Origin of the sequence: Rhizobium sp. R339, assembly GCF_002211395.1 — a bacterium.
Taxonomy (GTDB): Bacteria; Pseudomonadota; Alphaproteobacteria; order Rhizobiales; family Rhizobiaceae; genus Rhizobium.
Genome location: NZ_LOKV01000006.1, coordinates 156,026 through 181,103 on the forward strand (window position 1 = coordinate 156,026; position 25,078 = coordinate 181,103).

Annotated in this window: 24 protein-coding genes and 1 pseudogene; 13 read left to right on the forward strand and 12 right to left on the reverse strand. The window is 62.9% G+C overall.

The window, feature by feature from the left end:
* Window positions 1-62: 62 nt before the first annotated feature.
* On the reverse strand, window positions 63-1,529 hold the full coding sequence (locus tag ATY76_RS10545) for an alpha-glucosidase/alpha-galactosidase (protein ID WP_088674709.1): 1,467 nt from the start codon (window positions 1,527-1,529) through the stop codon (window positions 63-65).
* A gap of 246 nt (window positions 1,530-1,775) precedes the next feature.
* Between ATY76_RS10545 and ATY76_RS10550 the strand changes: the two genes are divergently transcribed.
* Entirely contained in the window at window positions 1,776-2,618 is an 843-nt protein-coding gene (locus ATY76_RS10550; RefSeq protein WP_088674739.1) for an AraC family transcriptional regulator, read from the forward strand.
* Here ATY76_RS10550 and ATY76_RS10555 read toward each other — a convergent pair whose 3' ends face one another.
* Window positions 2,619-3,680: a class I SAM-dependent methyltransferase gene (locus ATY76_RS10555; protein ID WP_088674710.1), complete on the reverse strand. Its 1,062-nt coding sequence runs from the start codon at window positions 3,678-3,680 to the stop codon at window positions 2,619-2,621.
* Window positions 3,681-3,957: 277 nt separating this feature from the next.
* On the opposite strand from ATY76_RS10555, the gene ATY76_RS10560 reads away from it, so the two are divergent.
* The 4 genes from ATY76_RS10560 to ATY76_RS10575 all read left to right on the forward strand — a co-directional run bounded on the left by ATY76_RS10560 (window position 3,958) and on the right by ATY76_RS10575 (window position 7,610).
* Complete coding sequence (locus ATY76_RS10560) at window positions 3,958-4,278, forward strand: helix-turn-helix transcriptional regulator (protein WP_088674740.1); 321 nt, start codon at window positions 3,958-3,960, stop codon at window positions 4,276-4,278.
* Window positions 4,279-4,539 (forward strand): hypothetical protein, encoded by a 261-nt coding sequence (locus ATY76_RS10565; protein ID WP_088674711.1) that lies wholly within the window; start codon window positions 4,279-4,281, stop codon window positions 4,537-4,539.
* Between the two features lie 11 nt (window positions 4,540-4,550).
* Window positions 4,551-4,790 (forward strand): hypothetical protein, encoded by a 240-nt coding sequence (locus ATY76_RS10570; RefSeq protein WP_088674712.1) that lies wholly within the window; start codon window positions 4,551-4,553, stop codon window positions 4,788-4,790.
* A gap of 258 nt (window positions 4,791-5,048) precedes the next feature.
* Complete coding sequence (locus ATY76_RS10575) at window positions 5,049-7,610, forward strand: FAD-dependent oxidoreductase (RefSeq protein WP_088674713.1); 2,562 nt, start codon at window positions 5,049-5,051, stop codon at window positions 7,608-7,610.
* Between the two features lie 101 nt (window positions 7,611-7,711).
* Here the strand turns inward: ATY76_RS10575 and ATY76_RS10580 are convergent, their stop codons facing one another.
* Window positions 7,712-8,449, reverse strand: a complete 738-nt coding sequence (locus ATY76_RS10580; protein ID WP_088674714.1) for a phosphatase PAP2 family protein — start codon at window positions 8,447-8,449, stop codon at window positions 7,712-7,714.
* 190 nt (window positions 8,450-8,639) lie between these two features.
* Here ATY76_RS10580 and ATY76_RS10585 point away from each other — a divergent pair, with 190 nt between their 5' ends.
* A complete protein-coding gene (locus ATY76_RS10585) occupies window positions 8,640-9,185 on the forward strand; it encodes a hypothetical protein (protein ID WP_088674715.1) in 546 nt (181 codons plus the stop codon).
* A gap of 8 nt (window positions 9,186-9,193) precedes the next feature.
* Here the strand turns inward: ATY76_RS10585 and hutH (ATY76_RS10590) are convergent, their stop codons facing one another.
* The 5 genes from hutH (ATY76_RS10590) to ATY76_RS10610 all read right to left on the reverse strand — a co-directional run bounded on the left by hutH (ATY76_RS10590) (window position 9,194) and on the right by ATY76_RS10610 (window position 13,871).
* Window positions 9,194-10,684 (reverse strand): histidine ammonia-lyase, encoded by a 1,491-nt coding sequence (gene hutH / locus ATY76_RS10590; RefSeq protein ID WP_088674716.1) that lies wholly within the window; start codon window positions 10,682-10,684, stop codon window positions 9,194-9,196.
* Window positions 10,681-11,457 (reverse strand): ATP-binding cassette domain-containing protein, encoded by a 777-nt coding sequence (locus tag ATY76_RS10595; RefSeq protein WP_088674717.1) that lies wholly within the window; start codon window positions 11,455-11,457, stop codon window positions 10,681-10,683. Before ATY76_RS10595 ends, hutH (ATY76_RS10590) begins: the two co-directional genes overlap by 4 nt.
* Window positions 11,458-11,482: 25 nt before the next feature.
* Window positions 11,483-12,187, reverse strand: coding sequence for an ABC transporter permease subunit (locus tag ATY76_RS10600; RefSeq protein ID WP_088674718.1), 705 nt, complete (start codon window positions 12,185-12,187; stop codon window positions 11,483-11,485).
* A 10-nt stretch (window positions 12,188-12,197) separates the two neighbouring features.
* Window positions 12,198-12,923 carry an ABC transporter permease subunit gene (locus tag ATY76_RS10605; protein ID WP_088674719.1) on the reverse strand — a complete coding sequence of 242 codons (726 nt, stop codon included), beginning with the start codon at window positions 12,921-12,923 and terminating at the stop codon, window positions 12,198-12,200.
* A 105-nt stretch (window positions 12,924-13,028) separates the two neighbouring features.
* Window positions 13,029-13,871: a transporter substrate-binding domain-containing protein gene (locus ATY76_RS10610; RefSeq protein ID WP_088674720.1), complete on the reverse strand. Its 843-nt coding sequence runs from the start codon at window positions 13,869-13,871 to the stop codon at window positions 13,029-13,031.
* Between the two features lie 195 nt (window positions 13,872-14,066).
* Here ATY76_RS10610 and hutC (ATY76_RS10615) point away from each other — a divergent pair, with 195 nt between their 5' ends.
* Window positions 14,067-14,822, forward strand: a complete 756-nt coding sequence (hutC, locus tag ATY76_RS10615; protein WP_088674721.1) for a histidine utilization repressor — start codon at window positions 14,067-14,069, stop codon at window positions 14,820-14,822.
* 26 nt (window positions 14,823-14,848) lie between these two features.
* On the opposite strand, the gene hutC (ATY76_RS10620) is transcribed toward hutC (ATY76_RS10615), so the two are convergent.
* Window positions 14,849-15,571 carry a histidine utilization repressor gene (hutC, locus tag ATY76_RS10620; RefSeq protein ID WP_088674722.1) on the reverse strand — a complete coding sequence of 241 codons (723 nt, stop codon included), beginning with the start codon at window positions 15,569-15,571 and terminating at the stop codon, window positions 14,849-14,851.
* A gap of 61 nt (window positions 15,572-15,632) precedes the next feature.
* Window positions 15,633-16,979 (reverse strand): formimidoylglutamate deiminase, encoded by a 1,347-nt coding sequence (locus ATY76_RS10625; RefSeq protein ID WP_088674723.1) that lies wholly within the window; start codon window positions 16,977-16,979, stop codon window positions 15,633-15,635.
* Between the two features lie 123 nt (window positions 16,980-17,102).
* On the opposite strand from ATY76_RS10625, the gene hutI reads away from it, so the two are divergent.
* From hutI to ATY76_RS10655, 6 genes are all read left to right on the forward strand, one after another.
* On the forward strand, window positions 17,103-18,365 hold the full coding sequence (gene hutI / locus ATY76_RS10630; protein ID WP_088674724.1) for an imidazolonepropionase: 1,263 nt from the start codon (window positions 17,103-17,105) through the stop codon (window positions 18,363-18,365).
* Entirely contained in the window at window positions 18,362-19,897 is a 1,536-nt protein-coding gene (gene hutH / locus ATY76_RS10635; protein ID WP_088674725.1) for a histidine ammonia-lyase, read from the forward strand. Before hutI ends, hutH (ATY76_RS10635) begins: the two co-directional genes overlap by 4 nt.
* 156 nt (window positions 19,898-20,053) lie before the next feature.
* Window positions 20,054-20,857 carry an N-formylglutamate deformylase gene (hutG, locus tag ATY76_RS10640; RefSeq protein WP_088674726.1) on the forward strand — a complete coding sequence of 268 codons (804 nt, stop codon included), beginning with the start codon at window positions 20,054-20,056 and terminating at the stop codon, window positions 20,855-20,857.
* A 24-nt stretch (window positions 20,858-20,881) separates the two neighbouring features.
* A complete protein-coding gene (gene hutU, locus ATY76_RS10645; RefSeq protein WP_088674727.1) occupies window positions 20,882-22,555 on the forward strand; it encodes a urocanate hydratase in 1,674 nt (557 codons plus the stop codon).
* 5 nt (window positions 22,556-22,560) lie between these two features.
* Window positions 22,561-23,136, forward strand: coding sequence for a HutD family protein (locus ATY76_RS10650; RefSeq protein WP_088674728.1), 576 nt, complete (start codon window positions 22,561-22,563; stop codon window positions 23,134-23,136).
* A 175-nt stretch (window positions 23,137-23,311) separates the two neighbouring features.
* Window positions 23,312-23,941, forward strand: coding sequence for a J domain-containing protein (locus tag ATY76_RS10655; protein WP_088674729.1), 630 nt, complete (start codon window positions 23,312-23,314; stop codon window positions 23,939-23,941).
* A gap of 12 nt (window positions 23,942-23,953) precedes the next feature.
* On the opposite strand, the gene ATY76_RS10660 is transcribed toward ATY76_RS10655, so the two are convergent.
* Together ATY76_RS10660 and ATY76_RS10665 are read right to left on the reverse strand one after the other, a co-directional pair.
* Entirely contained in the window at window positions 23,954-24,655 is a 702-nt protein-coding gene (locus ATY76_RS10660; protein WP_088674741.1) for a DUF899 family protein, read from the reverse strand.
* A 242-nt stretch (window positions 24,656-24,897) separates the two neighbouring features.
* Window positions 24,898-25,078: pseudogene (locus tag ATY76_RS10665) on the reverse strand (transposase); the annotation flags it as partial.

Sequence of the window (25,078 nt, forward strand, 5' to 3'; positions counted from 1 at the left end):
AAAGCGGGCTTGCGCCATGGCCTTCCCTCCCGGAAAGCCATGGCGGCCCGTCCTCCACGAACTCAGACGGCCTGTTTCAGCGCCGCCTTTTCAGCGCGCAGCTCCTCGATGGAGCGGACATTGCGCCGCGCAGCCCCTGCCCAGTCGCGGGTCTGCACCTTCGATTTCGACAGCCGCTCCTTGGCGGCCGGCACGGCATCGGCATATTGCGGCAGCCAGCGGGCCTGGGCGACGACCATCTCGTCCACCATCTGCCAGACCTCTTCCGGCGTGGCGACGGCGCCGACCAGCGGATCATGCAGCACGGCAAGCTTCAACAGGTCGATGTCGCCCGTTATGGCGGCATGCACCGACATGCGCTGGACGTTGATCGAGGCAATGCAAGTGGCCGCACAGGCTTCCGGCAGCGTGACGCCCGAGACCATGTTGATGCCGAAGCGGTCGACGAAGCCGGGCGATTCGATGATCGCATCGGACGGCAGGTTGGTGATGACGCCGTTGTTCTTGACGTTGAAGTGGCCGCGATAGACCCGGTTGGTCTCCAGGGCTTCCAGAATGTGGCTCGCATGTTCGTTCGAGCGCTTGGCCGGATCGATCGGCTTCGAAGCGGATTCCAGGAACTGCGGGAATTCGGTCTCGAACCAGTTGCGCGTCTCGGTGGAATGGCGGAGATAGCCGCCGGTTTCGCCGTGGATCCAGTCCGACATATCGATCCAGCGGGTAATTTCCTCCGGCCGCTTGCGATACCAGGGCAGGTATTCCGAAAGGTGGCCGTTGCTCTCGGTCGAATAGACGCCGAAACGCTTCAGCACGTCGATGCGCAGCTTCTCCTGCTGGGAATAGACGGGGTGCGCCTCGAAGGCGGCGACCAGCTCGTCCTTGCCGATCTTGCGGCCGTTGAGGCGCAGGTCGATGAACCAGGTCTGGTGGTTGATGCCGGAGCAGACATAGTCGAGCTCCCGCACCGACTTGGCGCCGAGCACCTCGGCGATCTGTTCGGCCCCGTGCTGGACGCCGTGGCAGAGGCCGACCGTATCGACCTTGCCATATTCGATCGCGGCCCAGGTGTTCATCGCCATCGGGTTGGCATAGTTCAGGAATTTCGCACCCGGCTCGGCGACCTCTCTTATATCTTTGCAGAAATCGAGTATGACGGGGATGTTGCGCTGACCGTAAAGGATGCCGCCGGCGCAGATCGTATCGCCGACGCACTGGTCGATGCCGTATTTCAGCGGAATGCGGATGTCGTCGGCATAGGCCTCCAACCCGCCGACCCTGACACAGCTGATGACGTAACGCGCGCCTGCCAGCGCCTGGCGCCGATCGGTCGTCGCCGTCACCTTGGTCGGCAGCCCGTTCGCCTCGACGACGCGGTCGAGGATCGCCTTGATCATTTCGAGATTATGCTCGCTGAGATCGGTCAGCGCGAATTCAATGTCGCGGAACTCCGGAACGCACAATATGTCGGTGAACAGCTTCTTGGTGAAACCGACGCTGCCCGCACCGATGATAGCGATTTTGAAACTCATGATCTTCACCTCGACCCAATGGAATGCTAGAGAAAAGACGGGTTATGGAGGATCAGGCCGCATGCCGGCGCATGTGGTTGAAAAAGCCGAAAAACCTGCCTGTTTTCCTCCCGGCCGCTCATCCCGGCCGTCGTCCCTTCTTCTTGTCGACCGGGATTATGCCCGAATTCGGCAGGCCGACCAGAGAAGGATTATGCTTTCAGGGGTAATTTTGTGCTGCCGGATTTGATCGCCAACGGACAGTCGATGAGGACGGTTTCTCTGCCCCGCGGCCGCCAGCGTTTGCACGCCATGCCGACCAGCGCCGGCTATGAAGTGCGCGAGAACGAGCCGTATGACTGGGATGGCCGAAAGCGTGGCCAGACCCCTTTCACCGTGCTGCAGCACACGATCAGCGGCAACGGCCGGCTGCGCTACCAGAACCGTAACTATCGCCTGCAGGGCGGCGACACGCTGCTGGTGCTCGTGCCGCACAATCACCGTTACTGGCTGGAGAAGGGCGAGCGCTGGGAATATTTCTGGATCTCGATGAACGGCGAGGAAACCCTGCGCATCCATCAGCTGGTGTTGTCGACAGCCGGTCCGGTCCTGAAGCTGCAGCCTTCGACCGTCGATCATCTCGCCGATTGCAGTCTGCGTCTCGTCAAGGGCGCGACCTCGCCGGGGGCTGCCTCGGCGATCGCCTATGAAGCGGCGATGGCGCTTTATGACGATGTCTTCGGCTCGCCGGCCTTTGCCGCCGAGCTCAGCCTCATGCAGCCGGTGATCGACCATATCAACGCCAATCTCGACAAACCGCTGCCGGTCGGCGAACTCGCCGCCATCGTCGGCCTCAGCCGCGCGCATTTCTCCCGCAGCTTCGCCGAAAGCGAAGGCGTGCCGCCGGCCGAATTCGTGCTGCAGCAGCGCCTGCAGCGCGCCGTCAAGCTTCTGACCAAGGCGGACTTCCTGCCGGTCAAGGAGGTCGCCATCATGTGCGGCTTCGAGGACGCCAATTATTTCTCGAAGGTCTTCCGCCGTGTCTATGGCACCAACCCGACGGAATTCCGCACGACCGGCATGTATGCCAGCATCGGCAAGCCGAGATAGTCACGCCCGCACCTCGAACACCATGTTGAACGGCGTCTCCGTCGCCCGGCGGAAATGCTTGAATCCGGCGTCGAGCGCGACCTTCCGCAGTTTCATTTCTCCCGCCTGGGCGCCGAGCCCCAGTCCCACCTCCTGGGAAAGCGAAGCCGGCGTGCAGATCATCGTCGAGGCGCCGTAATAGACGCGGCCCACCGGATTGAGATTGTCCTTGAGGTGGTCATGGGCGAAGGGCTCGACGATCAGCCACGTGCCGTTCGGCGCAAGCGTTTCCCTGACATGCCGGCCGGCGCCGACGGGATCGCCCATATCGTGGAGGCAATCGAACATGGCGACCATGTCATAGCCGCGCCCCGGAAATTCGGCAGCCTTGCCCTGCTCGAAAGTCACGCGGTCTCCAACGCCCGCTTCTTTTGCGGCTTCCCTGGCTTTTTCGATCGATGGCCCGTGATAATCGAAGCCGGTAAAGCGGGAGGCGGGATAGGCCTGCGCCATCAGGATGGTCGATGCACCGTGACCGCAGCCGACATCGGCGACGCTGGCGCCGGCTTTCAGCTTTTCGTCCATGCCGGCAAGTGCCGGGATCCATTCGTTGACAAGATGGCTGTTGTAGCCTGGGCGGAAGAAGCGCTCGGTGCCGCGGAAGAGACAGGTGCTGTGCTCATGCCAGCCAAGACCCTGGCCGGTGCGGAAGGCTTCGGCCACTTTCGGCTCGTCCATCCACATGGATTGCACGACCTCGAAGGCGCCCACAAAGAAGGCCGGGCTGTTTTCTTCGGCAAACACCATCGCCTGCTCCGCCGTCAGGCTGAAACGATCGGTTTTCGCATCGTAAGTGACATAATCGGCCGCCGCCTGGGCGCTCAGCCATTCCCTGAGGTAACGCTCCTTCACCCCGGTTTTGGCGGCAAGCTGCTCAACGCTCATCGGCTTTCCGTCAGCCATCGCCTTGTAGAGACCTACCTTGTCCCCGAGCACGACCAAGGCGCCCGACATGGCTGCGCCGACGTCGCCGACAAGACGACCGACAAGCGCATCGAGTTTCTGCATATCCGGCTCACGCATCGTAGCCTCCCCTCGCGTGACAAAGAGACCTTAAATTAGGCCTTCATGATATTCAGTCAATCAACCCTGCCCATCGCCCAAAGAGGGTAGATATCAAGGCCGCAGGAATTTCGTGCCTGTTCAGCGCCCGGTTTTCACCCGGCCTGACGGGTGAGTAACGGGCAAGCAAGCACGATTCCGGATCGCGCAGGACAGTTTGCTTGTCTTCTTCACCTGCGGGCACATCTTGATAGTGCTGACCCAGCAAAGATCGAAATTTCAATGTCGGATGGTTATCTTGTCTCTACTTCCAGCTCAGTGCCGCGCCGCGCGTGCTCTCATCGGATGGTCTCTGGATGAGCTGTCTTCCGCCTCGAAAATCTCCACGCAGACGATTGCCGATTTCGAGGCCGGGATACTTTCCCCGCCCGAACGAATCCTGCAGGATATGAAGCGTAGCTTCGAAACGGCGGGCGTGCTTTTCATACTGGAGAATGGCGGCGGTGCCGGCGTTCGCCTGGCGAAACGCGCGAATGCCTCGATCGACACCAACGAAACCGAGACGGTTCAATACGAAGAACATCTCAAAAACGACGCCCCGCCCGGGGCTGGCGGATGAATGGCAAAGAAGCAGAAAATTGAGCACTCCGAACTGGCGGGGGAATTCACCGAGGACGGGGTTACGGTGCTCGTCGATATATTTCGAACCTCCGGCAGCAACGAGGACTGGACGATGGAAGTCGTCACCCAGGCGGAGGACCTGATCCGCTGGGACGAGCCCTTTGCGACCGATCGGGAGGCCTTCGACGAATTCCTGGCTGTGGTGGCGCGCGACGGCATCCGTTCCTTTCTCGAAGATGAAGAGCCTTCCGTGCATTGAGGGGCAGCCCCGTGAAAAGCATCAATGATCTCGTCGCCTCGGCGAAAACCGTCTGCGACCGATACCGGGCCGGGCGGATGGAGCGCGAAACCGTGCGCGAATGGGTCCTCGGACTGGGCGCCTATCCATCGCCTCATGGAGAGCGCGTGCGGGAGGCGATGGAATGGTTCCGCCTGCACAATCGCGAGCCGGTTTCGGAAGAGATCGTGCTGGTGGATATCGACCGGCTCAAGGCGATTTCTGCGCCGTGACGATGAAGCACTTTGCTTCAGCGGCGATCCGGACTGGCGTAATTGCGCCGTTACTCGGCGGCGTAGGACCAATGACGATTATGAGCCTTAGGCATAATGCCCTCATCACAGCTTCCATGCGAAGAGGCCTGGGGGGTTTGCAGCTTCGGTAAACGTGACACGTTACGAGGCTGACATGGCTCCTGGATCTCATGCGTGAAGCGCAACCCAGCGCGGCTAGGTTATTTTAATTCGTGCCATAAGTAGAAGGAACAGCACGTGGCAGCATTTCCGGAAAAGGCAAAGGTCGTCATCATTGGGCTCGGCGGCATCGTCGGAGCCTCCATCGCTCACCATCTGGTCGAGCGTGGATGGGACGATATCGTCGGCATCGACAAGTCGGGCATACCGACCGATATCGGATCGACAGCCCATGCCTCGGACTTCTGTTACACCACGAGCCACGACTATCTCTCGGTCTGGACCACGCAATATTCGATCGATTTCTACGAGAAGATGGGCCACTACGCCCGCATCGGCGGCCTCGAAGTGGCGCGCACCGGCGACCATGCCTGGATGGAGGAAATCAAGCGCAAGCTCTCCTCGGCCCGCGCTTTCGGCACGCGCGCCCATTATGTCAGCCCTTCCGAGATCAAGGAAAAGTTCCCGCTGATCGAGGAAGATCAGGTGATGGGCGGCCTTTACGATCCGGATGCCGGCCTCGTCATTCCGCGCTCGCAGACCGTTGCCGGCAAGCTGGTCGATGCCGCCGAAAAGGCCGGCAAGCTCAAGGTCTTCGGCAATACGCCGGCGAAGTCGCTGATCGTCGAAGGCGGCCGCATCAAGGGCGTCGTCACCCATCGCGGCACCATCATGGCCGACCACGTCATCGTCTGCGCCGGCCTCTGGGGCCGCCTGATCGCCGAGATGGTCGGCGAAGACCTGCCGGTCATGCCGGTCGATCATCCCCTCACCTTCTTCGGCCCCTATAACGAGTTCGAAGGCACCGGCAAGGAAATCGGCTTCCCGCTGCTGCGCGACCAGGGCAACTCCGCCTATATGCGCGATACCGGCGACCCGTCGACGACCGAGGGCGGCCAGATCGAGTGGGGCTATTACGAAGCCACCAATCCGCGCATGTGCCATCCGCGCGAGCTTCTCGAAAAACACGAAGCGCGCCTTTCGCCCTCGCAGCGCGATCTCGAGATGGAACAGATCATCGAGCCGCTCGAGCGTGCCATGGAACTGACGCCGATCCTCGGCGAACTCGGCTATAACGAAGGCCACTCCTTCAACGGCCTGCTGCAGGTTTCCGCCGGCGGCGGCGCATCCTGCGGCGAAAGCCAGAAGGTGCGCGGTCTTTGGTATTGCGTTGCCATCTGGGTCAAGGACGGCCCGGGCTACGGCAAGCTGATCGCCGACTGGATGACCGATGGACGCACCGAAATCGATCACAACAGCATCGATTATGCCCGCTTCTATCCGCACCAGTTGACCGAAGAATTCATCGAAGGCCGCTGCTACGAAGCTGCTCAGAAGATCTATTTCCCGGCCGTTCACACCCGCGAACCCTATCTATCCGGCCGCAACGCCAAGCGCTCGCCCTTCTACGAGCGCGAAAAGGAGCTGGGCGGCTACTTCATGGAACTGGGCGGCTGGGAGCGTGCGCATGGCTACGCCGCCAACGAGCACCTGCTGGAAAAATACGGCGACCGCGTGCCGGTTCGCGAGAACGAATGGGACAACCGCCATTTCTGGCGCGTGTCGAATGCCGAGCATCTGGCGATGAGCGAGGATTGCGGCATCGTCAATCTCAGCCACTTCCACATGGTCGATATCGAGGGGCCTGATCATGTCGAGCTGATGGAGTGGCTGTGCGCCGCCAAGGTCGGGGGCGATGCCAACATCGGCAAGGGCGTCTACACCCACTTCCTCGACGACGAAGGCATGGTCCGCGCCGACTTCACGGTCTTCCGCATGGCCGACCGCTGCCGTCTCGTCAACGGCGCCGATGCCGGCCCGCGCGACCTGCACTATATGAAGCGCGTCGCCCAGGACCGCGGCCTCGACGTCACCATCACCGACGTCTCGGAAAAATTCGTAACGGTCGGCATCTGGGGTCCGAACGCCCGCGACACGCTGAAGAAGGTCGTGGCCGATCCCGCCGGTCTCGATCAGGAAAACTTCGCCTTCGCAGCCATCAAGCCGATCGAAATCGCCGGTAAAACTGTCACCGCCTTCCGCATCTCCTATGTCGGCGAGCAGGGCTGGGAACTGCACATGAAGTACGAAGACGGCCTCGCCGTCTGGGATGCGCTGCGCTCGACCGGCGTGATGGCTTTCGGCGTTGAGACCTATGCAAACTCTCGGCGCATGGAAAAGAGCCTGCGCCTGCAGAATGCCGACCTGCTGACCCAGTACAACCTGATCGAAGCCGATCTCGCCCGTCCGAAGGTCAAGGAAGCCGATTTCCGGGGCAAGGCGAAGCATCTGGAATACAAGGCGCGCGAACACCAGCCGGCCATGCTCTGCACGCTTGTGATGACGGAGAATACCGACAAAGCGGGCGTCAAGCGTTATCCGCTCGGCAACCTGCCGGTCGTCGATCCCGCCACCGGAGAGGTCCTGATCGACGAGCTCGGCCGCCGGTCCTACACGACCTCGATCGCTTACGGCCCGACGGTCGGCAAGAACATTGCTCTGGCCTACCTGCCCTGGTCGCATTGCCAGGTCGGACGCAAGCTGAATGTCGAGTATTTTGACGAGACCTATCCGGTGGAAGTCGTCGGCGTCGGCTACAAGCCGATCTACGACCCGGAAAATCTGAAGCCGCGCACCTGATACATCGGCCCGAAAATCGGAATCGATTTTCGCAATGCATGAAGTGATGATTGAAAGTTTTGCAGCGCCGCGCGTCTGAAAGGATGCGCGGCGCTGCAATTTTACCTGTCGTCGCCGTTTCCGGTTCCGGCGGCATCGCTAGAGGAGCGGCTTGGAATGAACCGCTTCGAGATCAGCCAGCAGCCGAGCGCCCAGAGCGCGCCGGCGCACCATCCGGCGAAAACATCCGTCGGGTAGTGGACACCGAGATAGACCCGGCTGAGACCGACGATCACGGCCAGGAAGACGCCGGCGCCCATGACGAAGATCCGGGTCGAGCGGTAACGCTGCGTGCGGGCCACCAGCGCCCCCAGCGTCAGATAGGTCACTGCTGAGACCATGGCGTGTCCGGAGGGGAAGCTCAGATCGCTCACCTCGACGAGATGCGGCACGACATCCGGGCGCGGTCGCGCGACCAGGATTTTCAGCAGCGTGCTTGCCAGCCAGCCAGTCAGCACCGAAGAAAAGACGAAGAGCGCGATCTGCCAGCGCCGGTCGAGCAGAAGATAGACGGTAATGAGGACGGTCAGCAGCGTCAGCACGGTGACGCCGCCGAGGCTGGTGATATCATCGACGGCATGCGTCAGCCAAGCGGGACCGATCGGCACGGCAAGATTGCCCTGCTGGCGCAGCGCCAGCAGGATCGCCTCATCGAAACGAAAGGTCTCGCCTTCGAGAACCTCGCTCGTCAGCCGCTGCAGCACGAACAGCCCGCCTGCGACCGATGCCATGGTGATCAGCGTCAACGGCTCATAGGCCGTGAGTCGCGCCAAAAATCCGCGTCGTTGGATCTCGCTCATGCCGCCGTCGAACTCCCTTCACATCATGCCGATCCTCGCCAAATCGGCAAGGTGGGCCGCAAATTCAAGACCTTGCGTCGGTCAAGGAAACTTGCGGCCATCGGCGGCCGGTCTCGGAAACGCCCGGTAGCAAAGGCTAAACCTTCTTTTGCTATGGCTTGAACCGATTTGTCCTGGAGATGGTTCAGCGATGAAAATTCTGACCGCGATGCTTTTGATGGCGGCTGCCCTGCAGCCGGCCCCGGCTTTGGGCGAGACCGAATGGATGGGCGGCGCGAGACAATGGTCGGTCGGCTTTGAGGGCCAAGGCCCGCAGTCCTATTGCCGCCTGCGCTGGGACAGCGAGATTGGCAAGACCATGGAGTTCCGCCAGAGCGCGGCCGAGACCTTCTGGCTGGTCGCCAAGAACAGCTGGGACATTCCGGCCGGCACCAAGACCGAGGTGACGCTGACCGATCGCGACGTGACGAAAGTGGTCGCCGCCGAATTCTTCGACAAGACCACGCTTCGCCTCTGGCCCATGGGCAGCAAGGGAAGCGCCGGCCTGAAAAAGATCATCAAGAATTCCTTTGCCGGAACCCCCGACGTGCAACTGACCTTTGCCGGCGACGAGGGCGACTGGACGCTGCCGCTCTCAAGAGTGGACCAGCTCTACCCGACCTTCTCCCAATGCCTCAAGAGGCTGGAAGCCGGCGAAACGGCCAAGCAGGATTCAGCGACCAGCAAGCCCTTCTGACGTTCGGCTCAGCCGGCCGGCGGCGCTGTGTCGCGGACCAAGTTGCGCACCGCCTCGATATCCCCGTTGAGCGGCCGCTCGTCGCCGTAGTGAGGAACAAGGTCCCGCACGGCCTTGTAAATGACGTCGGTGCCTGCCGCCCGCGGCGCCGTCGCCGCCAGGAAATCATGGGCCTGCGCGGCGGCCATCAGTTCGATCGCCAGGATATATTCGGCATTGTCGATGACGGCGAGCAGCTTGCCGGCGGCGGCCGTCGGATGGGCGAGGAAATCCTCCTGCAGGCCGGAGGTCAGGCCGCCATCCATGGCCGCAGGCGCGGCAAGCCGGCGGTTCTCGTTGCTGAGCGCGGCTGCTGTATATTGGGCGATCATGAAACCGGAATGGCTGCCGGCATCGCTCGCGAGGAACGGCGGCAAGCCGCTTATCAAGGGATTGACCAGCCTGTCCATGCGCCGTTCGCTGATCGCGCCGATCTGCGCCAGCGCAATGGCGAGGCTGTCGGCCGCCTGCCCGAGCGCGGGGGCGACCGCATGCGCCTCGGAGGAGACGATCGGCTGCTCCGGCGTGCCTGACACAGCGGGATTATCCGTCACCGAAGCAAGTTCCTGATCGGCGATGCGGGCGGAGTTGTCGAAGACATCGCGGGCGGCGCCATGGGCGTGCGGCACCGAGCGGAGGCTGAGGGCATCCTGGGTGCGCCGGCCGAAGGCGGCGGCGACCAAGCCGCTGCCGTGCAGCCGGGCGCGCAGTGAGGCTCCGACCTTCTCGATTCCGGCAGACGGGCGCAGTGCGAGCACAGCCTCGTCGAAGGCGGCGATCTGGCAGCCAGCCGCTTCCAGCGTCAGCGCCGCAGTGGCATCGGCCCAATCAAGCAGCCGTTCGGCGCGAGAGAGCGCCATGGCGATGAGGCCGGTAGCGCAGGCCGTGCCATTGACGAGGCTCAGGCCTTCCTTGGCGCCGAGCACCAGCGGCTCGAGGCCGATCGCCGCCAGCGCCTCGCGGCCGCTCATGCGTCGGCCGGCAATCGTCGCGCTGCCTTCGCCGATCAGAACGAGCGCCGTATGGGCATTGTGGGTGAGATAACCGGCCGAGCCTTTCGACGGCACGTCGGGAATGCAGTCATGCTCCAGCATGGCCGCGAGATGCTGGACGATCTCGCGGCGCACGCCGGAATGGCCGTGAGAGAAATTGGCGATCTGAGCGGCGATGATGGCGCGGACTTCGCGCCCGGCCAGCAGCGGTCCCACACCGCAGGCATGGCTGAGCACGATACTGCGTGACAACAGGCTCTGCGAGGCACGGTCGACCACCGTATCGGCCAGCGCCCCGACGCCGGTATTGACGCCATAGGCGCGCACGCCCGTCTCGACGATGCTGGCGACGATGCGGCTTGCCTGCTCGACCCGCGCCCAGGCGGCCGGCGACAGCGCAAGCGCCTCCCCGGCCCCGACGCGTGCGACATCGCGCCAGGTCAGCACTCTATCGATGGTGATCGTCATTGCCCTGTTCCGAAATGGCCGATGAACTGGCGGAAGGCCGGCGACGCGCCGCCGCCGAACATATCGTCCGGCTTGCCGCTGCTTTCGACCAGCCCCTCGCGCATGAAGACGACGCGGTTCGAGACGTTGCGGGCAAAGCTCATCTCATGAGTGACGACGAGCATGGTCATGCCTTCCTCGGCAAGCGCGCGCATGACGCGCAGCACCTCGCCGACCAGTTCCGGATCGAGTGCGGACGTCGGCTCGTCGAAGAGCATGACCTTCGGCTTCATCGCCAGCGCCCGGGCGATCGCCGCGCGCTGCTGCTGGCCGCCGGAAAGATGGGCGGGATAGGCATGGCGCTTATCCGCGATGCCGACTTTTTCGAGCAGCGCTTCGGCCTCGGCGATGCAGTCGGCGCGCGGCCGCTTCAGCACATGGATCGGCCCTTCGATGACATTCTGCAGGATCGTCATGTGGGACCAGAGATTGAAGGACTGGAACACCATGCCGAGTTCGGATCTTATATGATCGACCTGCTTCTGGCTCGCCGGCCTTGTCTTGCCGTTCTTATGAACCATCTCGATGTGTTCGCCATCGACCCAGATTTCGCCGTCGCTGGCGGTTTCGAGCATGTTGATGCAGCGCAGAAAAGTCGATTTGCCGGAGCCGGAGGCGCCGAGCAGCGAAATCACATCGCCGTCCTCGGCATCGAGGGAAATGCCGCGCAGCACTTCGTGCGTGCCAAAGCTTTTGCGGATGTTGCGGACCGAAAGTCGGGTTACGCCTGGCATGGTAGCTCCAATCAGGTCAAATCGCTTATACCTTCAGCGCCTGCGGAATCGCACGGCGGTGCCGGGACAGCGAATATTCGAGCAGGGCCATGCCCTGCAGGATGATGAAGTTCAAAACGAGATAGATGATCGCCGCGCAGAGGAAGACTTCCATCGTGCGGTAGGTCTGCGAGATCAGCCGCTGGGCCACACCGGTGACCTCCCAGACGGTGACGAGGCTGGCGAGCGCCGTCGACTTCATCATCAGCACGATTTCGGTGGAATAGGCCGGCAGCGCGTGGCGGAAGGCAATCGGCGCCAGGATGCGGCGCACCAGCAGGAAGCCGGACATGCCGATCGAGCGCGCCGCCTCGATCTCCTTCGGGGACACGGCGCGGATGCCGCCGCGGAAGATTTCCGCCGTGTAGCCGGCGGTGCAGAGCGCCAGCGACAGCACGGCGCAGACCATCGGCTCGCGCAGGAAGGGCCAGAGGAAGGAATAGCGGATGACGCCGAACTGGCCGAGGCCGTAGAACACCAGGAACATCTGGATCAAGAGCGGCGAACCGCGGAAGACGAAGATATAGCCCTTGGCGAAACCCGACAGCAGTGGGTTGCCGCTGACCCGCATCGTGACGATGACGAGCGCCAACAGGCCGCCGAAGAAGATCGACAGCGAAAACAGGATCAGCGTCGTCGGCACAGCCTTCAGCAGCGTCACCATGGTCGAGGCGAGAAAGGTGAAATCCATCGTCGCCTCCTTACGCCTGGCCCATGGCGGATGCCGGCATGCTGCGGTTGGCGCGGCTTTCTGCGCCGTTGAAGATGCGGTCCGAAAGGCTGGTCAGGATCAGATAAAGGCAGCCGCCGGCGATGAAGAACAGGAAATATTGCCGCGTCGAGCCCGCCGCCACCTGGCTGGTGCGCATCAGTTCGGCAAGGCCGGTAACGGAGATTAGCGCCGAATCCTTAAGGCTGAGCTGCCAGACATTGCCGAGGCCTGGAATGGCCAGCCGCAGCACCTGCGGCATGATGATGCGGCGAAAGCGCATGGCGCGATGCATGCCGATCGCCGAGGCCGCTTCGAGCTCCCCCTTGGAAATGGCCAGGAACGCACCGCGGAACACTTCTGCCTGATAGGCGCCGGAGATGATGCCGACGGCAAGCGCGCCGGCGGCAAAGGACGGCAGGCCGAGGAAGCCTTCGTAGCCCATCGCCTTGCCGATCGAGGTGACGGCCGAGGAGCCGCCGAAATAGATGAGATAGATGATCAGCAGTTCAGGTACGCCGCGGAACACTGTCGTATAGACATTGCCGAGCGCGACGAGGAAGGGATTGCCGGAGAGTTTCGCGCCTGCCACGATCGCGCCCAGCACCGCGCCGATCGCGAGCGCCGTCGCGGTGACGGCCAGCGTCATCAAGGCGGCGAAAATGAGCAGCGCGCCCCACCCCGTCGAGCCGAAGCCAAGCAGTTCCAAACTTGCCATATCGTCCGTTCCCCGTCCGCGGCAGTGTTTTGTGGATTGACAATAACACGCAGTCCCCGGCGATAAAGCCGGAGACCCGTGTCTGCGGCCGAAAGGCCGAAACGCTTATTGCTGCGGGCTGACGTCCATCTTGAACCACTTCATCGAGAGGTCCTTGACCGTGCCGTCGGCAAGCGCCGACTTGATCGCCACGTTGAACTTGTCGCGCAGGTCCGTATCGGCCTTGCGCAGTCCGAGGCCTTCGCCCTCGCCCCAGATCGGGCCGACGATCTCCGGACCGGTGAAGGCAAGCGCGCCGTTGGCGGTCTGGAAGGCATTGGCGAAATAGACGGCGTCGTCAAAGCCGAGGTCGATGCGGCCGTTCTGCAGGTCGAGGTCGCGGTCGGCGCCGGTCTTGTATTCGCGGATCTCGGCGATGTCGCCGAAATTGTCATAGACGAACTTGGCGTAGACGGTGGCCGCCTGGATGCCGATCGTCTTGCCCTTGAAGAGTTCCTTGAGCGCATCGATCTCCTTCACGCCGGTCTGGCCGGTCGTCATCTTGATCGTGGCGCCGGTGCCGGCGGCGCTGGCCAGCGGGCTGTCCTTGGCCGTGGCGAAGGCAGCGGGCGTGGCGGCATAGGGAATGGTGAAGTCGATGATCTGCTTGCGCTCTTCGGTAATCGACAGCGCATCCATGATGACGTCGAACTTGCCGGCGTTGAGCGCCGGGATCATGCCGTCCCAGTCGGAAGCGACGAGCGTGCATTCGATCTTGGCGCGCTCGCAGAGCACCTTGGCAAGCTCGGGCTCGAAGCCGCCGAGCGTGCCGTCGGCGTTGGTGAGGTTCCACGGCGCATACGCGCCTTCGAGCGTGATGGTCGCCTTCGTCCAGTCCTTGGCGAAGGCAGGCGCTGCAAAGGTAGAAAGAGCGGCGACGCCGCAAAACAAAATGGCGCTGAATTTCATCGATGAATTCTCCTCTGATGTTGAAACTGACCGTGCGGCACCATCGCCGATCTTCGCCGGCTTGCCCTCTCAGCCCTATTTATTGCTCAAGGGCCGATTGGGAGGTTGTATATGGTACCATATGAGATATTTTGTGATATGCAAGAGGAAAGTCGGTTTATGTGGCGAATTCCATTCGTGCAAAAGGAATAGGCAATGAAGCGTTCCGGGGAGATGAAGCGCGAGCTGGCGGGAAATGACAGCACGCCCCTTTATGCCGGCGTCAAACAGGTGATCCTCGACCGCATCCATAGCGGCGAATGGCCGCCGAAATATCGGGTGCCGTCGGAAAACGAGCTGGTGGTCGAGCTCGGCGTCAGCAAGATGACCGCCAACCGGGCGTTGCGCGAACTTGCCAATGAAGGCGAGCTCGTCCGCATCCAGGGCGTCGGCTCCTTTGTTGCGGAGCGTAAGGGCTATTCGGCGCTGTTCGAAGTGCGCAACATTGCCGAGGAAATCGCCGAGCGCGGCCATGAGCACCAGGCGTCGGTCGTCGTTCTGGCCCAGGAAACGGCCTCTCCGGAGGTGGCGGACGCGCTGGAGCTTCCCATCGGCGCAGCGGTTTTTCACTCGCTGATCGTGCACAGCGAAAACGGCGTCCCGGTGCAGATCGAGGACCGTTTCGTTCATCCCGAGGCCGCCCCCGAATATCTCGACCAGGATTTCACGACGCTGACGCCGAACGCCTATCTGACGGCCGCAGCACCGCTCAGCGGCTCCGAGCACGTCGTCGAGGCGGCGATGCCGCAGGCCTGGGAATGCAAGCTGCTGACCATCCTGAAGACCGAGCCGTGCCTGACGATCCGCCGGCGCACATGGTCCGCAAAACAGGTGGTGTCAACCGCTCGCCTCGTCTATCCCGGCTATCGCTACCGGCTGGAAGCACGCAGCGGCAAGATGTTCGAAGAGTAAAACACCGGATATCTTGTATATGGAACCTACTGCGACGCCGGCGTGAAACGCGCCACCAGCGCGTGACGGTCGCCGGGATAGGTGAAGCGAACATGCGTGACCGGCCCGGCACCGCTCCAGGTGCGGCGCTCGACGACGAGGCAGGCGGTGTTTCGCGGGATGTCGAGAGCCGTGGCGAGCTCGGCGCTCGCGGATATGGCATGGATACGGTGCTCGGCCGCACTCCACGGCACCTGGTTGAGCAGCCAAGGCCCCGGCGCTACCGTCAGAAAATCGGCATCGGCTGCTTCCGGCACGGTTTCGAGGCTGATCAGCCGCTCCTCCAGACAGAAGGGCCGCGCGCCGGCGTTGTGGATGCAGATCACCTCGACCACCGAAGAGGCCGCCGGCAGTTCCAGCCGGCGGCTGTCTTCCGCCTTGGCCTTGCGGCTCACCTTCTTCGAAACCGCATAGGAATAGGGCAGGTTCAGCGATTGCACCTCGGCCTTGATGTCGTGGATTTCGAGGATGGCCGACTGCGCCTGCGGCTGGGTGACGAAGCTGCCGGATTTCTTGCGGCGCTCGATGAGGCCGGCCTTGGCGAGCTGGGTCAGAACCTTGTTCACCGTCATGCGCGAGACGTCATACTGCGTGGCAAGATCGACCTCGAAGGGAATGCGATGCCCCGGCGGCCATTCGCCCGAGACGATACGGCCCTCGATCTCGCCCAGGATGCGCTGGTGCAAGGTGGGATCCTTGCTTTGGTTCATCGCCACGTTCCGATTGGTCCCCCCGATCTAAATCCAATACCCGCCTGTGAAAAGCTCTTTTTCAGGCGGCCAGCAATTGCCCCATCGCGGCAAGGAAACGCCGGTCGATCGCGCCGCGCTTGCGATGACAGCCGCCTTCCACCTGCTTGCGGCCGCGCGCCCAGACGCAATCGACCGAAACGCCGCCGGCGAACAGCCAGTGATCGAGGATCTGGTCGCCGGAGAGATAGGGAACGGCCGAAATATCGAGCGAAACGAGATCGGCGTGATGGCCTTCGGCGAGGCCGGCCGGAGCTTTGAGCGCCGCACCGCCGCCGGAAAGTGCCTCGTTGAACAGGCGAAGTGCCGTCGAGCCGCCGGGGGCTGCGACGACGTTGCGGGCGCGCAGCGCCAGGCGCTGCGAATATTCGAGCTGGCGCAGTTCCTCCGGCACCGAGATCAGCACGTTGGAATCCGAACCGATGCCATAACGCCCGCCTTCTTCGAGGAAAAGCGGCGCGGCAAAGGCCCCGTCGCCGAGATTGGCTTCGGTGATCGGGCAGAGGCCGGCAATCGCCCCGCTCTCCGCCATTCGCCGCGTCTCGTCTTCGGTCATATGGGTCGCATGGATCAGACACCAGCGCTCATCCAGAGGCATATGATCGAGCAGCCATTCCACCGGCCGCACGCCGGACCACACGATGCAGTCCTCGACCTCCTTCACCTGCTCGGCGACATGGATGTGGATCGGACCGTCGCCGGCCATCGGCACGAGCTTTGCCAACTCCTCGGGTTTCGTGGCGCGCAGGCTGTGCGGCGCGAGCCCGAGTTCGGCGCCGTCGAGCCGGCCGGTCACCGCCCGGCATCCCTCCATCAGCCTTTCGAAGCTTTCGAGCGAATTGATGAAGCGCCGCTGGCCGTCGATCGGCGCTGCGCCGCCGAAGCCGGAATGGGCATAGAAGACCGGCAGTAGGGTCAGGCCGATGCCGGTCTCTTCGCTTGCAGCGCCGATGCGCTCGGCAAGCTCGGCAATATTGGCGTAGGCCGTGCCGTCCTTGTCATGATGGAGATAGTGGAACTCCCCGACGCGCGAAAATCCGGTCTCCAGCATTTCCGCATAGAGCTTGGCGGCAACCGCCTCGACATGCTCCGGCGTCATCGCCAGGGCGAACTTGTACATGACGGTGCGCCAGCTCCAGAAGCTGTCGTTTGCCGGGCCGCGCACTTCGGCAAGACCGGCCATCGCCCGCTGGAAGGCATGGCTGTGCAGATTGCCCATGGCAGGAACGATCAGAGCGTGGCGTTCGTCGCCGGCCTCCGGAGAAACGCCCGCTTCGATCCGTGCGATCCGCCCGGCTTCGAGCGTCAGCCGCACATTCTTCTGCCAGCCTTGCGGTGTCAGCGCCGTGCCTGCGTGAAGTGTGGTCATGACCTTCCTTTCCTCCTGCCCACGCCCGCCGATCTTTCTTTTCCAGAAGAGCGCGCAAAATTTCTCTTGTCACCTGCTTATTATGTATATACATGTTTTGGCATAAGGAAAGGCGCAAAGCTGATGACCGGGAACAATTTTTCAGATGAAGCCTCATCCGCCGACGTCAGGCCGGTGCTCTGGCGCAATGCGCGGCTGGCGACGCTCGCGTCTGACAAAGCAGGGCTCGGCATCGTCGAAAAGGGCGCCTTGCTCACCGAAAACGGCCGCATCGCCTTTGCCGGCGCCGAAAGCGAGCTCCCGGCATCGGCCATCGAACGATCCGAGATCGTCGACCTCGAAGGCCGCTGGGTGACGCCCGGCCTCGTCGACTGCCACACCCATATCGTTCACGGCGGCAATCGCGCCCGCGAGTTCGAGATGCGCCTGGAAGGCGCGACCTATGAGGAGATTGCACGCGCCGGCGGCGGCATCGTCTCCTCGGTCAAGGCGACCAATGCGCTGTCGGTCGAAGAACTCGTCGCCGAGGCCCTGCCGCGGCTCGACACTTTGCTTGCCGAAGGCGTGACCACGATCGAGATCAAATCCGGCTATGGGCTGAGCAGGCTCGGCGAAGTGAAGATGCTGCAGGGCGCCCGCCTTCTCGGCCATATCAGGCCGATCCGGGTCGCCACCAGCTATCTCGGCGCCCATGCGACGCCAGTGGAGTACAAGGGCCGCAACGGCGACTATCTCGACGATGTCGTGCTGCCCGGCCTTGATGACGTGCATAATCTCGGCCTGGCCGATGCCGTCGACGGCTTTTGCGAAGGCATCGCCTTTTCCACCACCGAGATCGCCCGCGTCTTCGACAAGGCCAAGGCGCTTGGCCTGCCGGTCAAGCTGCATGCCGAGCAGCTCTCCAATCTCGGCGGCGCCAAGCTCGCAGCCAGCTACGGCGCGCTGTCGGCCGATCATCTGGAATATCTCGACGCGGACGGCGTTGCCGCGATGGCCGCTGCCGGCACCGTCGCCGTGCTTCTCCCCGGCGCCTTCTATGCCATCCATGAGAAGCAGAAGCCGCCGGTAGACGCGCTGCGCCGGGCCGGCGTGCCGATCGCGATCGCCACCGATTGCAATCCCGGCACTTCGCCGCTCACCTCGATGCTGCTGACCATGAACATGTCGGCGACGCTGTTCGGCCTCACCGTCGAGGAATGCATCGCCGGCGCCACCCGCGAGGGCGCCCGCGCGCTCGGCCTCATCGGCGAGACCGGAACGCTCGAGGCCGGCAAGTCGGCCGACCTTGCCGTCTGGGATGTCGAGAGCCTCGCCGAGCTCGTCTACCGCATCGGCTTCAACCCACTTCATGCACGCGTCTTCAAGGGCGAAAGGAACGGCCGATGACCATTACGCTCCACCCGGGCTCCGTCTCGCTCAAGGATCTCGAGATCATTTACTGGACGGGTGAGCCGGCAAGGCTGGATCCCTCCTTCGATGTGGGCATCGCCAAGGCCGCCGCCCGCATCGCCGAGATCGCCGCCGGCAATGCGCCGGTCTATGGCATCAACACCGGCTTCGGCAAACTCGCTTCGATCAAGATCGACAGCGCCGATGTCGCCACGTTGCAGCGCAATCTCATCCTGTCGCATTGCTGCGGCGTCGGTGCGCCGCTGCCGGAAAATATCGTCCGGCTGATCATGGCGCTGAAGCTGGTCTCGCTCGGCCGCGGCGCCTCCGGCGTGCGGCTGGAACTGGTGCGGCTGATCGAAGGCATGCTCGACAAGGGCGTCATCCCGCTGATCCCGGAAAAGGGCTCGGTCGGCGCCTCCGGCGATCTTGCGCCCCTCGCCCATTTGGCGGCGGTGATGATGGGCGAGGCCGAAGCCTTCTTCGCCGGCGAACGCCTTTCCGGCGCAGCGGCCCTCGAAAAGGCCGGGCTGAAGCCCGTCGTGCTCGCCGCCAAGGAAGGCCTGGCGCTGATCAACGGCACGCAGACCTCGACGGCGCTGGCGCTTGCCGGCCTCTTCCGCGCCCATCGCGCCGCCCAGTCGGCGCTGATCACCGGCGCCATGTCGACCGACGCGGCGATGGGCTCCTCGGCGCCCTTCCACGCCGATATCCATACGTTGCGCGGCCATAAAGGCCAGATCGATACCGCAGCCGCGCTTCGCGCCCTGCTCGAAAGCTCCGTCATCCGCCAGAGCCATATCGAGGGCGACGAGCGCGTGCAGGATCCCTATTGTATCCGCTGCCAGCCGCAGGTCGATGGCGCCTGCCTCGATCTCCTGCGCTCGGTCGCCCGCACCCTCGAAATCGAAGCCAATGCCGTCACCGACAATCCGCTGGTTCTGTCGGACAATTCAGTCGTCTCGGGCGGCAATTTCCACGCCGAACCCGTCGCCTTCGCCGCCGACCAGATCGCGCTCGCCGTCTGCGAGATCGGCGCGATCTCGCAGCGCCGCATCGCGCTGCTGGTCGATCCGACGCTGTCCTATGGCCTGCCGGCCTTCCTCGCCAAGAAGCCCGGCCTGAATTCCGGCCTGATGATCGCCGAAGTCACCTCGGCGGCGCTGATGTCTGAGAATAAGCAGATGTCGCACCCCGCCTCGGTCGATTCGACGCCGACCTCGGCCAATCAGGAAGACCATGTCTCGATGGCCTGCCACGGCGCCCGCCGTCTGTTGCAGATGACCGAGAACCTGTTTTCCATCATCGGCATTGAGGCGCTGACCGCCGCCCAGGGCGTCGAACTGCGCGCGCCGCTGTCGACGAGCCCGGAGCTCTTGAAGGCGATCGCCGCGATCCGCGGCAAGGTGCCGAGCCTCGACGTCGACCGCTACATGGCGGGCGACCTCGCCGCCGCCGCCGAACTAGTGGCGATGGGGGCGCTGAATGCCTCGGTTTCGTCAGGCATTTTGCCGGTTCTGGAGGGTTGAAATGATCGGGAAAGAAAAAGTCCCCTCCCCAACCCCTCCCCACAAGGGGGAGGGGCTTAACCTGCGGCCCTCGCAGCGATCATTGTTGACCACAGAGGGTAAGGCTGGCTTTAGCCCCTCCCCCTTGTGGGGAGGGGTTGGGGAGGGGTTTTTGCCATGACCGAACCATACGAAATCCATCGGGGCACCTCCCCTGTCATCCTCGCCTTCCCCCACACCGGCACCGACGTCCCGCCGGCGATTTACGATCGCCTCAACGACAACGGCCGGATCCTCGCCGATACCGACTGGCACATCCACGAGCTCTATGACGGGCTGCTCGATGACGCGACGACCGTGCGCGCCACCTTCCACCGCTACGTGATCGACGCCAATCGCGATCCCGCCGGCGTCAGCCTCTATCCCGGCCAGAACACCACCGGTCTCGTCCCGGAAACGGACTTCGACGGCAAGGCGATCTGGAAGGATGGGCAGGCGCCCGACGAGCCCGATATCGCGGCGCGGCTCAGGGATTTTCATGCGCCCTATCATGCGGCTCTTGCCGCCGAGATCGAGCGCGTCAGAGCAATCCACGGCGTGGCCGTCCTCTATGATTGCCACTCGATCCGCTCGCATATTCCCTTCCTCTTCGAAGGCAAGCTGCCGGATTTCAACATCGGCACCGATATGAGCAAGACCTGCGACGGCGCCATCGAGCAGGCGACGCTCACCGTCGTCGAAGCCGCGCAAGGCTATGACAGCGTGCTCAACGGCCGCTTCAAGGGCGGCTGGACGACCCGCCATTACGGCAGGCCGGAGATCGGCGTGCATGCGATCCAGATGGAGCTCGCGCAATCGACCCATCTGCAAAGCGAGGTGCCGCCCTTTGCCTATGACGCCGCCAAGGCCGACAGGCTTCGCATCCATCTCAAAGACATTCTGGTGCGCATCGAGCAGATCGCACCCGGCCTGACACGATAACGATCACACGACAGGGGAACCGCCATGAGCAATCCACGCCATAACATCCGCGAAATCCGCGCGCCCCGCGGCAACGAGCTCAATGCCAAGAGCTGGATGACCGAAGCGCCGCTGCGCATGCTGATGAACAATCTCGACCCTGATGTCGCGGAAAATCCGAACGAGCTCGTCGTTTACGGCGGCATCGGCCGCGCCGCCCGCACCTGGGAGGATTTCGACCGCATCGTCGCGACGCTGAAGACGCTGACGGAAGAAGAAACGCTGCTGGTGCAGTCCGGCAAGCCGGTCGGCGTTTTTCGTACCCACATGGATGCGCCGCGTGTGCTGATCGCCAATTCCAACCTCGTGCCGCATTGGGCGACCTGGGATCATTTCAACGAGCTGGATAAGAAGGGCCTCGCCATGTACGGCCAGATGACGGCCGGCTCTTGGATCTATATCGGCACGCAGGGCATCGTGCAGGGCACCTACGAGACCTTCGTGGAGGCCGGCCGCCAGCATTACGGCGGCAATCTCAAGGGCAAATGGATCCTAACCGGCGGTCTCGGCGGCATGGGTGGCGCTCAGCCGCTCGCCGCCGTCATGGCCGGCGCCTGCTGCCTTGCCGTCGAATGCAATCCGGATTCGATCGATTTCCGCCTGCGCACCCGCTATCTCGACGCCAAGGCCGAGACGCTCGACGAAGCGCTTGAAATGATCGACCGCTGGACCAAAGCGGGCGAAGCCAAGTCCGTCGGTCTGCTCGGCAATGCCGCCGAAATCCTGCCGGAAATGGTCCGCCGCGGCATCCGCCCCGATATGGTCACCGACCAGACCTCGGCGCACGACCCGATCAACGGCTACCTGCCGAAGGGCTGGACGATGGCCGAATGGAAGGCCAAGCGCGAAAGCGATCCCAAGGCGGTGGAAAAGGCCGCGCGCGCCTCGATGCGCGAACATGTCGAAGCTATGATCGCCTTCTGGAATGCCGGCATCCCGACCCTCGACTACGGCAACAATATCCGCCAGGTCGCCAAGGAAGAAGGCTTGGAAAACGCCTTCGCCTTCCCCGGCTTCGTGCCGGCCTATATAAGACCGCTGTTCTGCCGCGGCATCGGCCCCTTCCGCTGGGCCGCCCTGTCAGGCGACCCGGAGGATATCTATAAGACCGATGCCAAGGTGAGGGAGCTAACCCCCGGCAATACTCACCTGCACAACTGGCTCGACATGGCCAGGGAGCGCATCGCCTTCCAAGGCCTGCCGGCGCGCATCTGCTGGGTCGGTCTCGGCGACCGTCACCGCCTAGCGCTGGCCTTCAATGAAATGGTCAAGAACGGCGAGCTTTCGGCTCCGATCGTCATCGGCCGCGATCATCTGGATTCAGGTTCCGTCGCCTCGCCGAACCGCGAAACGGAAGCGATGAAGGACGGCTCCGACGCCGTCTCCGACTGGCCGCTGCTGAACGCCCTGCTCAACACCGCCTCGGGCGCCACCTGGGTGTCGCTGCATCACGGCGGCGGGGTCGGCATGGGCTTCTCCCAGCATTCGGGCGTCGTCATCTGCGCCGATGGCACCGACGATGCGGCAAAACGCCTCGAGCGGGTACTTTGGAACGACCCGGCGACCGGCGTCATGCGCCACGCCGATGCCGGCTACGACATCGCCCTCGACTGCGCGAGGGACAAGGGCCTGCGCCTGCCCGGCATTCTTGGGAACTGAGCCCCATGCGGATCCTGCGCGCCAGCGATCATAAGCGCATGCCGTGGAAAAACGGCGGCGGCGAAACGGTGGAGATCGCCGTTTCGCCCGAAGAGGCCGTCCTTGCCGGCTTCGACTGGCGCGTCAGCATGGCGACGGTTGCGACGGACGGACCGTTTTCGATCTTTCCCGGCATCGACCGCACGCTTGTGATTCTCGACGGCAACGGCATGGCGCTCGACATCGAAGGCCGCGCACCGGTGCTGCTGACGATGGCGAGCGATCCCCTGGCCTTCCCGGCGGATGTTCCGGTCGCAGCCAGGCTTCAGGACGGCGCGATCACCGATCTCAACGTCATGACGCGCCGCCAAGGGCTCGCCCATAGGCTCAGCCGGATCGAACTCGATGGCAGCAGCAGCATGCTGCTTCCAGCGCCGACATGCCTGTTGCTCTGCCACAGCGGCGCATTGTCATTCCGGCGCGGCGACGAGACCGGCGCGCTGGCAGCCGGCGATGCGTTGCTGATAGAGAATGCGGCCGGAGCCGAACTTGAAATCGACGGCGATGCAAAATGTTATCTCGTATCGATCACCGCCGGCTGACATTCCTGTAACATATTGAAATTAAAAATGAATATGCGCCGGCCGCGGCCTCTCGCGCCGATCATTTTCATATCGGGCCATGGACGGCATTCCCGCTTTCGGTCTAAACTTTGCCTTTGTGATGCAAAAGAAGACCTAGACTGCCCGCAACTTCAGGGGCAGCAGGGGAGAAGGCGTGACGGATCCATACGAAATTCTCGGCGTTGACCGCGATGCGGACGAGGCAAAGCTGAAGGCCGCCTATCGGCGCCTCGCCAAGGTCGCCCATCCCGATTCGGGCGGCGATACGGACGCCTTCGACAATCTGCAGAAAGCCTATGCGCTGCTTCTCGATCCCGTCCGCCGCAAGGTTTACGACGATACCGGCTACGACGTCGAATTCGCCGATGCGGCCGAACTGCAGGCGCTTGTCATGATCGAGAAGCTCGTCACCGATGCGGTGCTCGATGAGCGCGCTCCCGGAAGCTTCGATCCCGTCGCCGTCATGCAGGACAGCCTCTCGGAGGAATTGCGCAAGGCGCGTTTCAGCAAGAGCGAACTGGAGCGTCACGCCTCGCGAATCGGGCTGCATCTGGAACGACTCGAAAAACAGTCCGGCCGCGATGTGCTCGCTCACATGTTCCGCGCCCGCATCGAAGCGATCGGCAAGGCGGTCGCGGAAACCGAGGCGAAGATCAAGGCAGCGGAACGCGCCGCCGATATGCTCGCCGGCTATGTCTATGACATCGATGCGCCGCCGCTGCCGGAAGCTTCGGTGACCAATCTCGAATGGATCGAGACCTCCAGAAACCGCTCGACCGGCTGACGGCCCGCAGCCTCAATAGGAGAGCTTCGGGTACCAGTCCGGCGCCCGGCCTTCCGGCGTCGCGTCGAGCACGGTCCAGAGTGGCATCAGATCGGGCGCGCCGCGCGGATCCTCGCCGGGATCGGCCGTCGCCTCGCCCATCTCCTCGCTCCAGAAATGGCGGATGGTGCCGTCCCGCCGCGTGAAGATGTTGAAGGCGGCGCCGTCGCTGCCGTCCCTGCCAATCGCGTGATAATCGCGGCTGTATTCATCGGTCATATCCGAATAGAGCGGCAGGTGATGCCATCCGCGCTCCTTCTTGAAGGCGAGCAGCCTCTCGATCGGCGAGCGGGCGACGATGGCAAGCGCCACGCGCTGCTGCATATCGGGCACTTCACCGTCCCAGGCCGACAGCAGCGAGGTGCACATCGGGCATGGGCGCTCGCGTTCACGTCCGTACATGTAACTGTAGACGACGAGCGTGTCCTTGTCGGCGAAGAGCTCGCTGAAGGAGACTGGTCCATTGCTACCTTCGAAACGATAATCTTTCTCCACCTCGCCGCCCGGCGGCAGCGCCCGGCGCTGTTTCGCCACGCGCTCGATGTGCCGGCGCAGTTCGATCTCTTCGGCGAGCAGCGCATCGCGGGCGCTGCGATAGGCCTCGCTCTCATTGGGGAACCGAACGCCGTTCTTCGCCGCGAGCACGGCGGCGGGTACCAGATGCTGATTATCCATGACGATATCCTCCTTCTGTTGCCAGACGTGCTGAAACCACAAGGAATTCAGCACATCATTGGAATGACGAACGACAGATGCGAAAATCGACAATAGGGCGCGAAAAATCCGCCTAGAAAAGGATGATTTTAGGCCCGGTCGGCCTAAAATCTGAATCCTGTTCTAAATTAAAGAGTTAGAGCATGATGTCGTCCGAAAACCGCTCACACTTTTCGGCATCATGCTCTAAGGTTTGTTGAGATTCATCTTGAGTTGATGACGGCTGAGCAGAGATAGATGATGGCCGAGAAGCTTTTGTCGGTTTTGTCCGATCTCATTGCGATGCGCTTGAACTCTTTGAGTTTGCAGAAGAAATTCTCGATGAGATGCCGCCATTTGTAGAGTTCGGTGTCGAGCGGCAGCGGCGATGCCCGCCTTGGATGC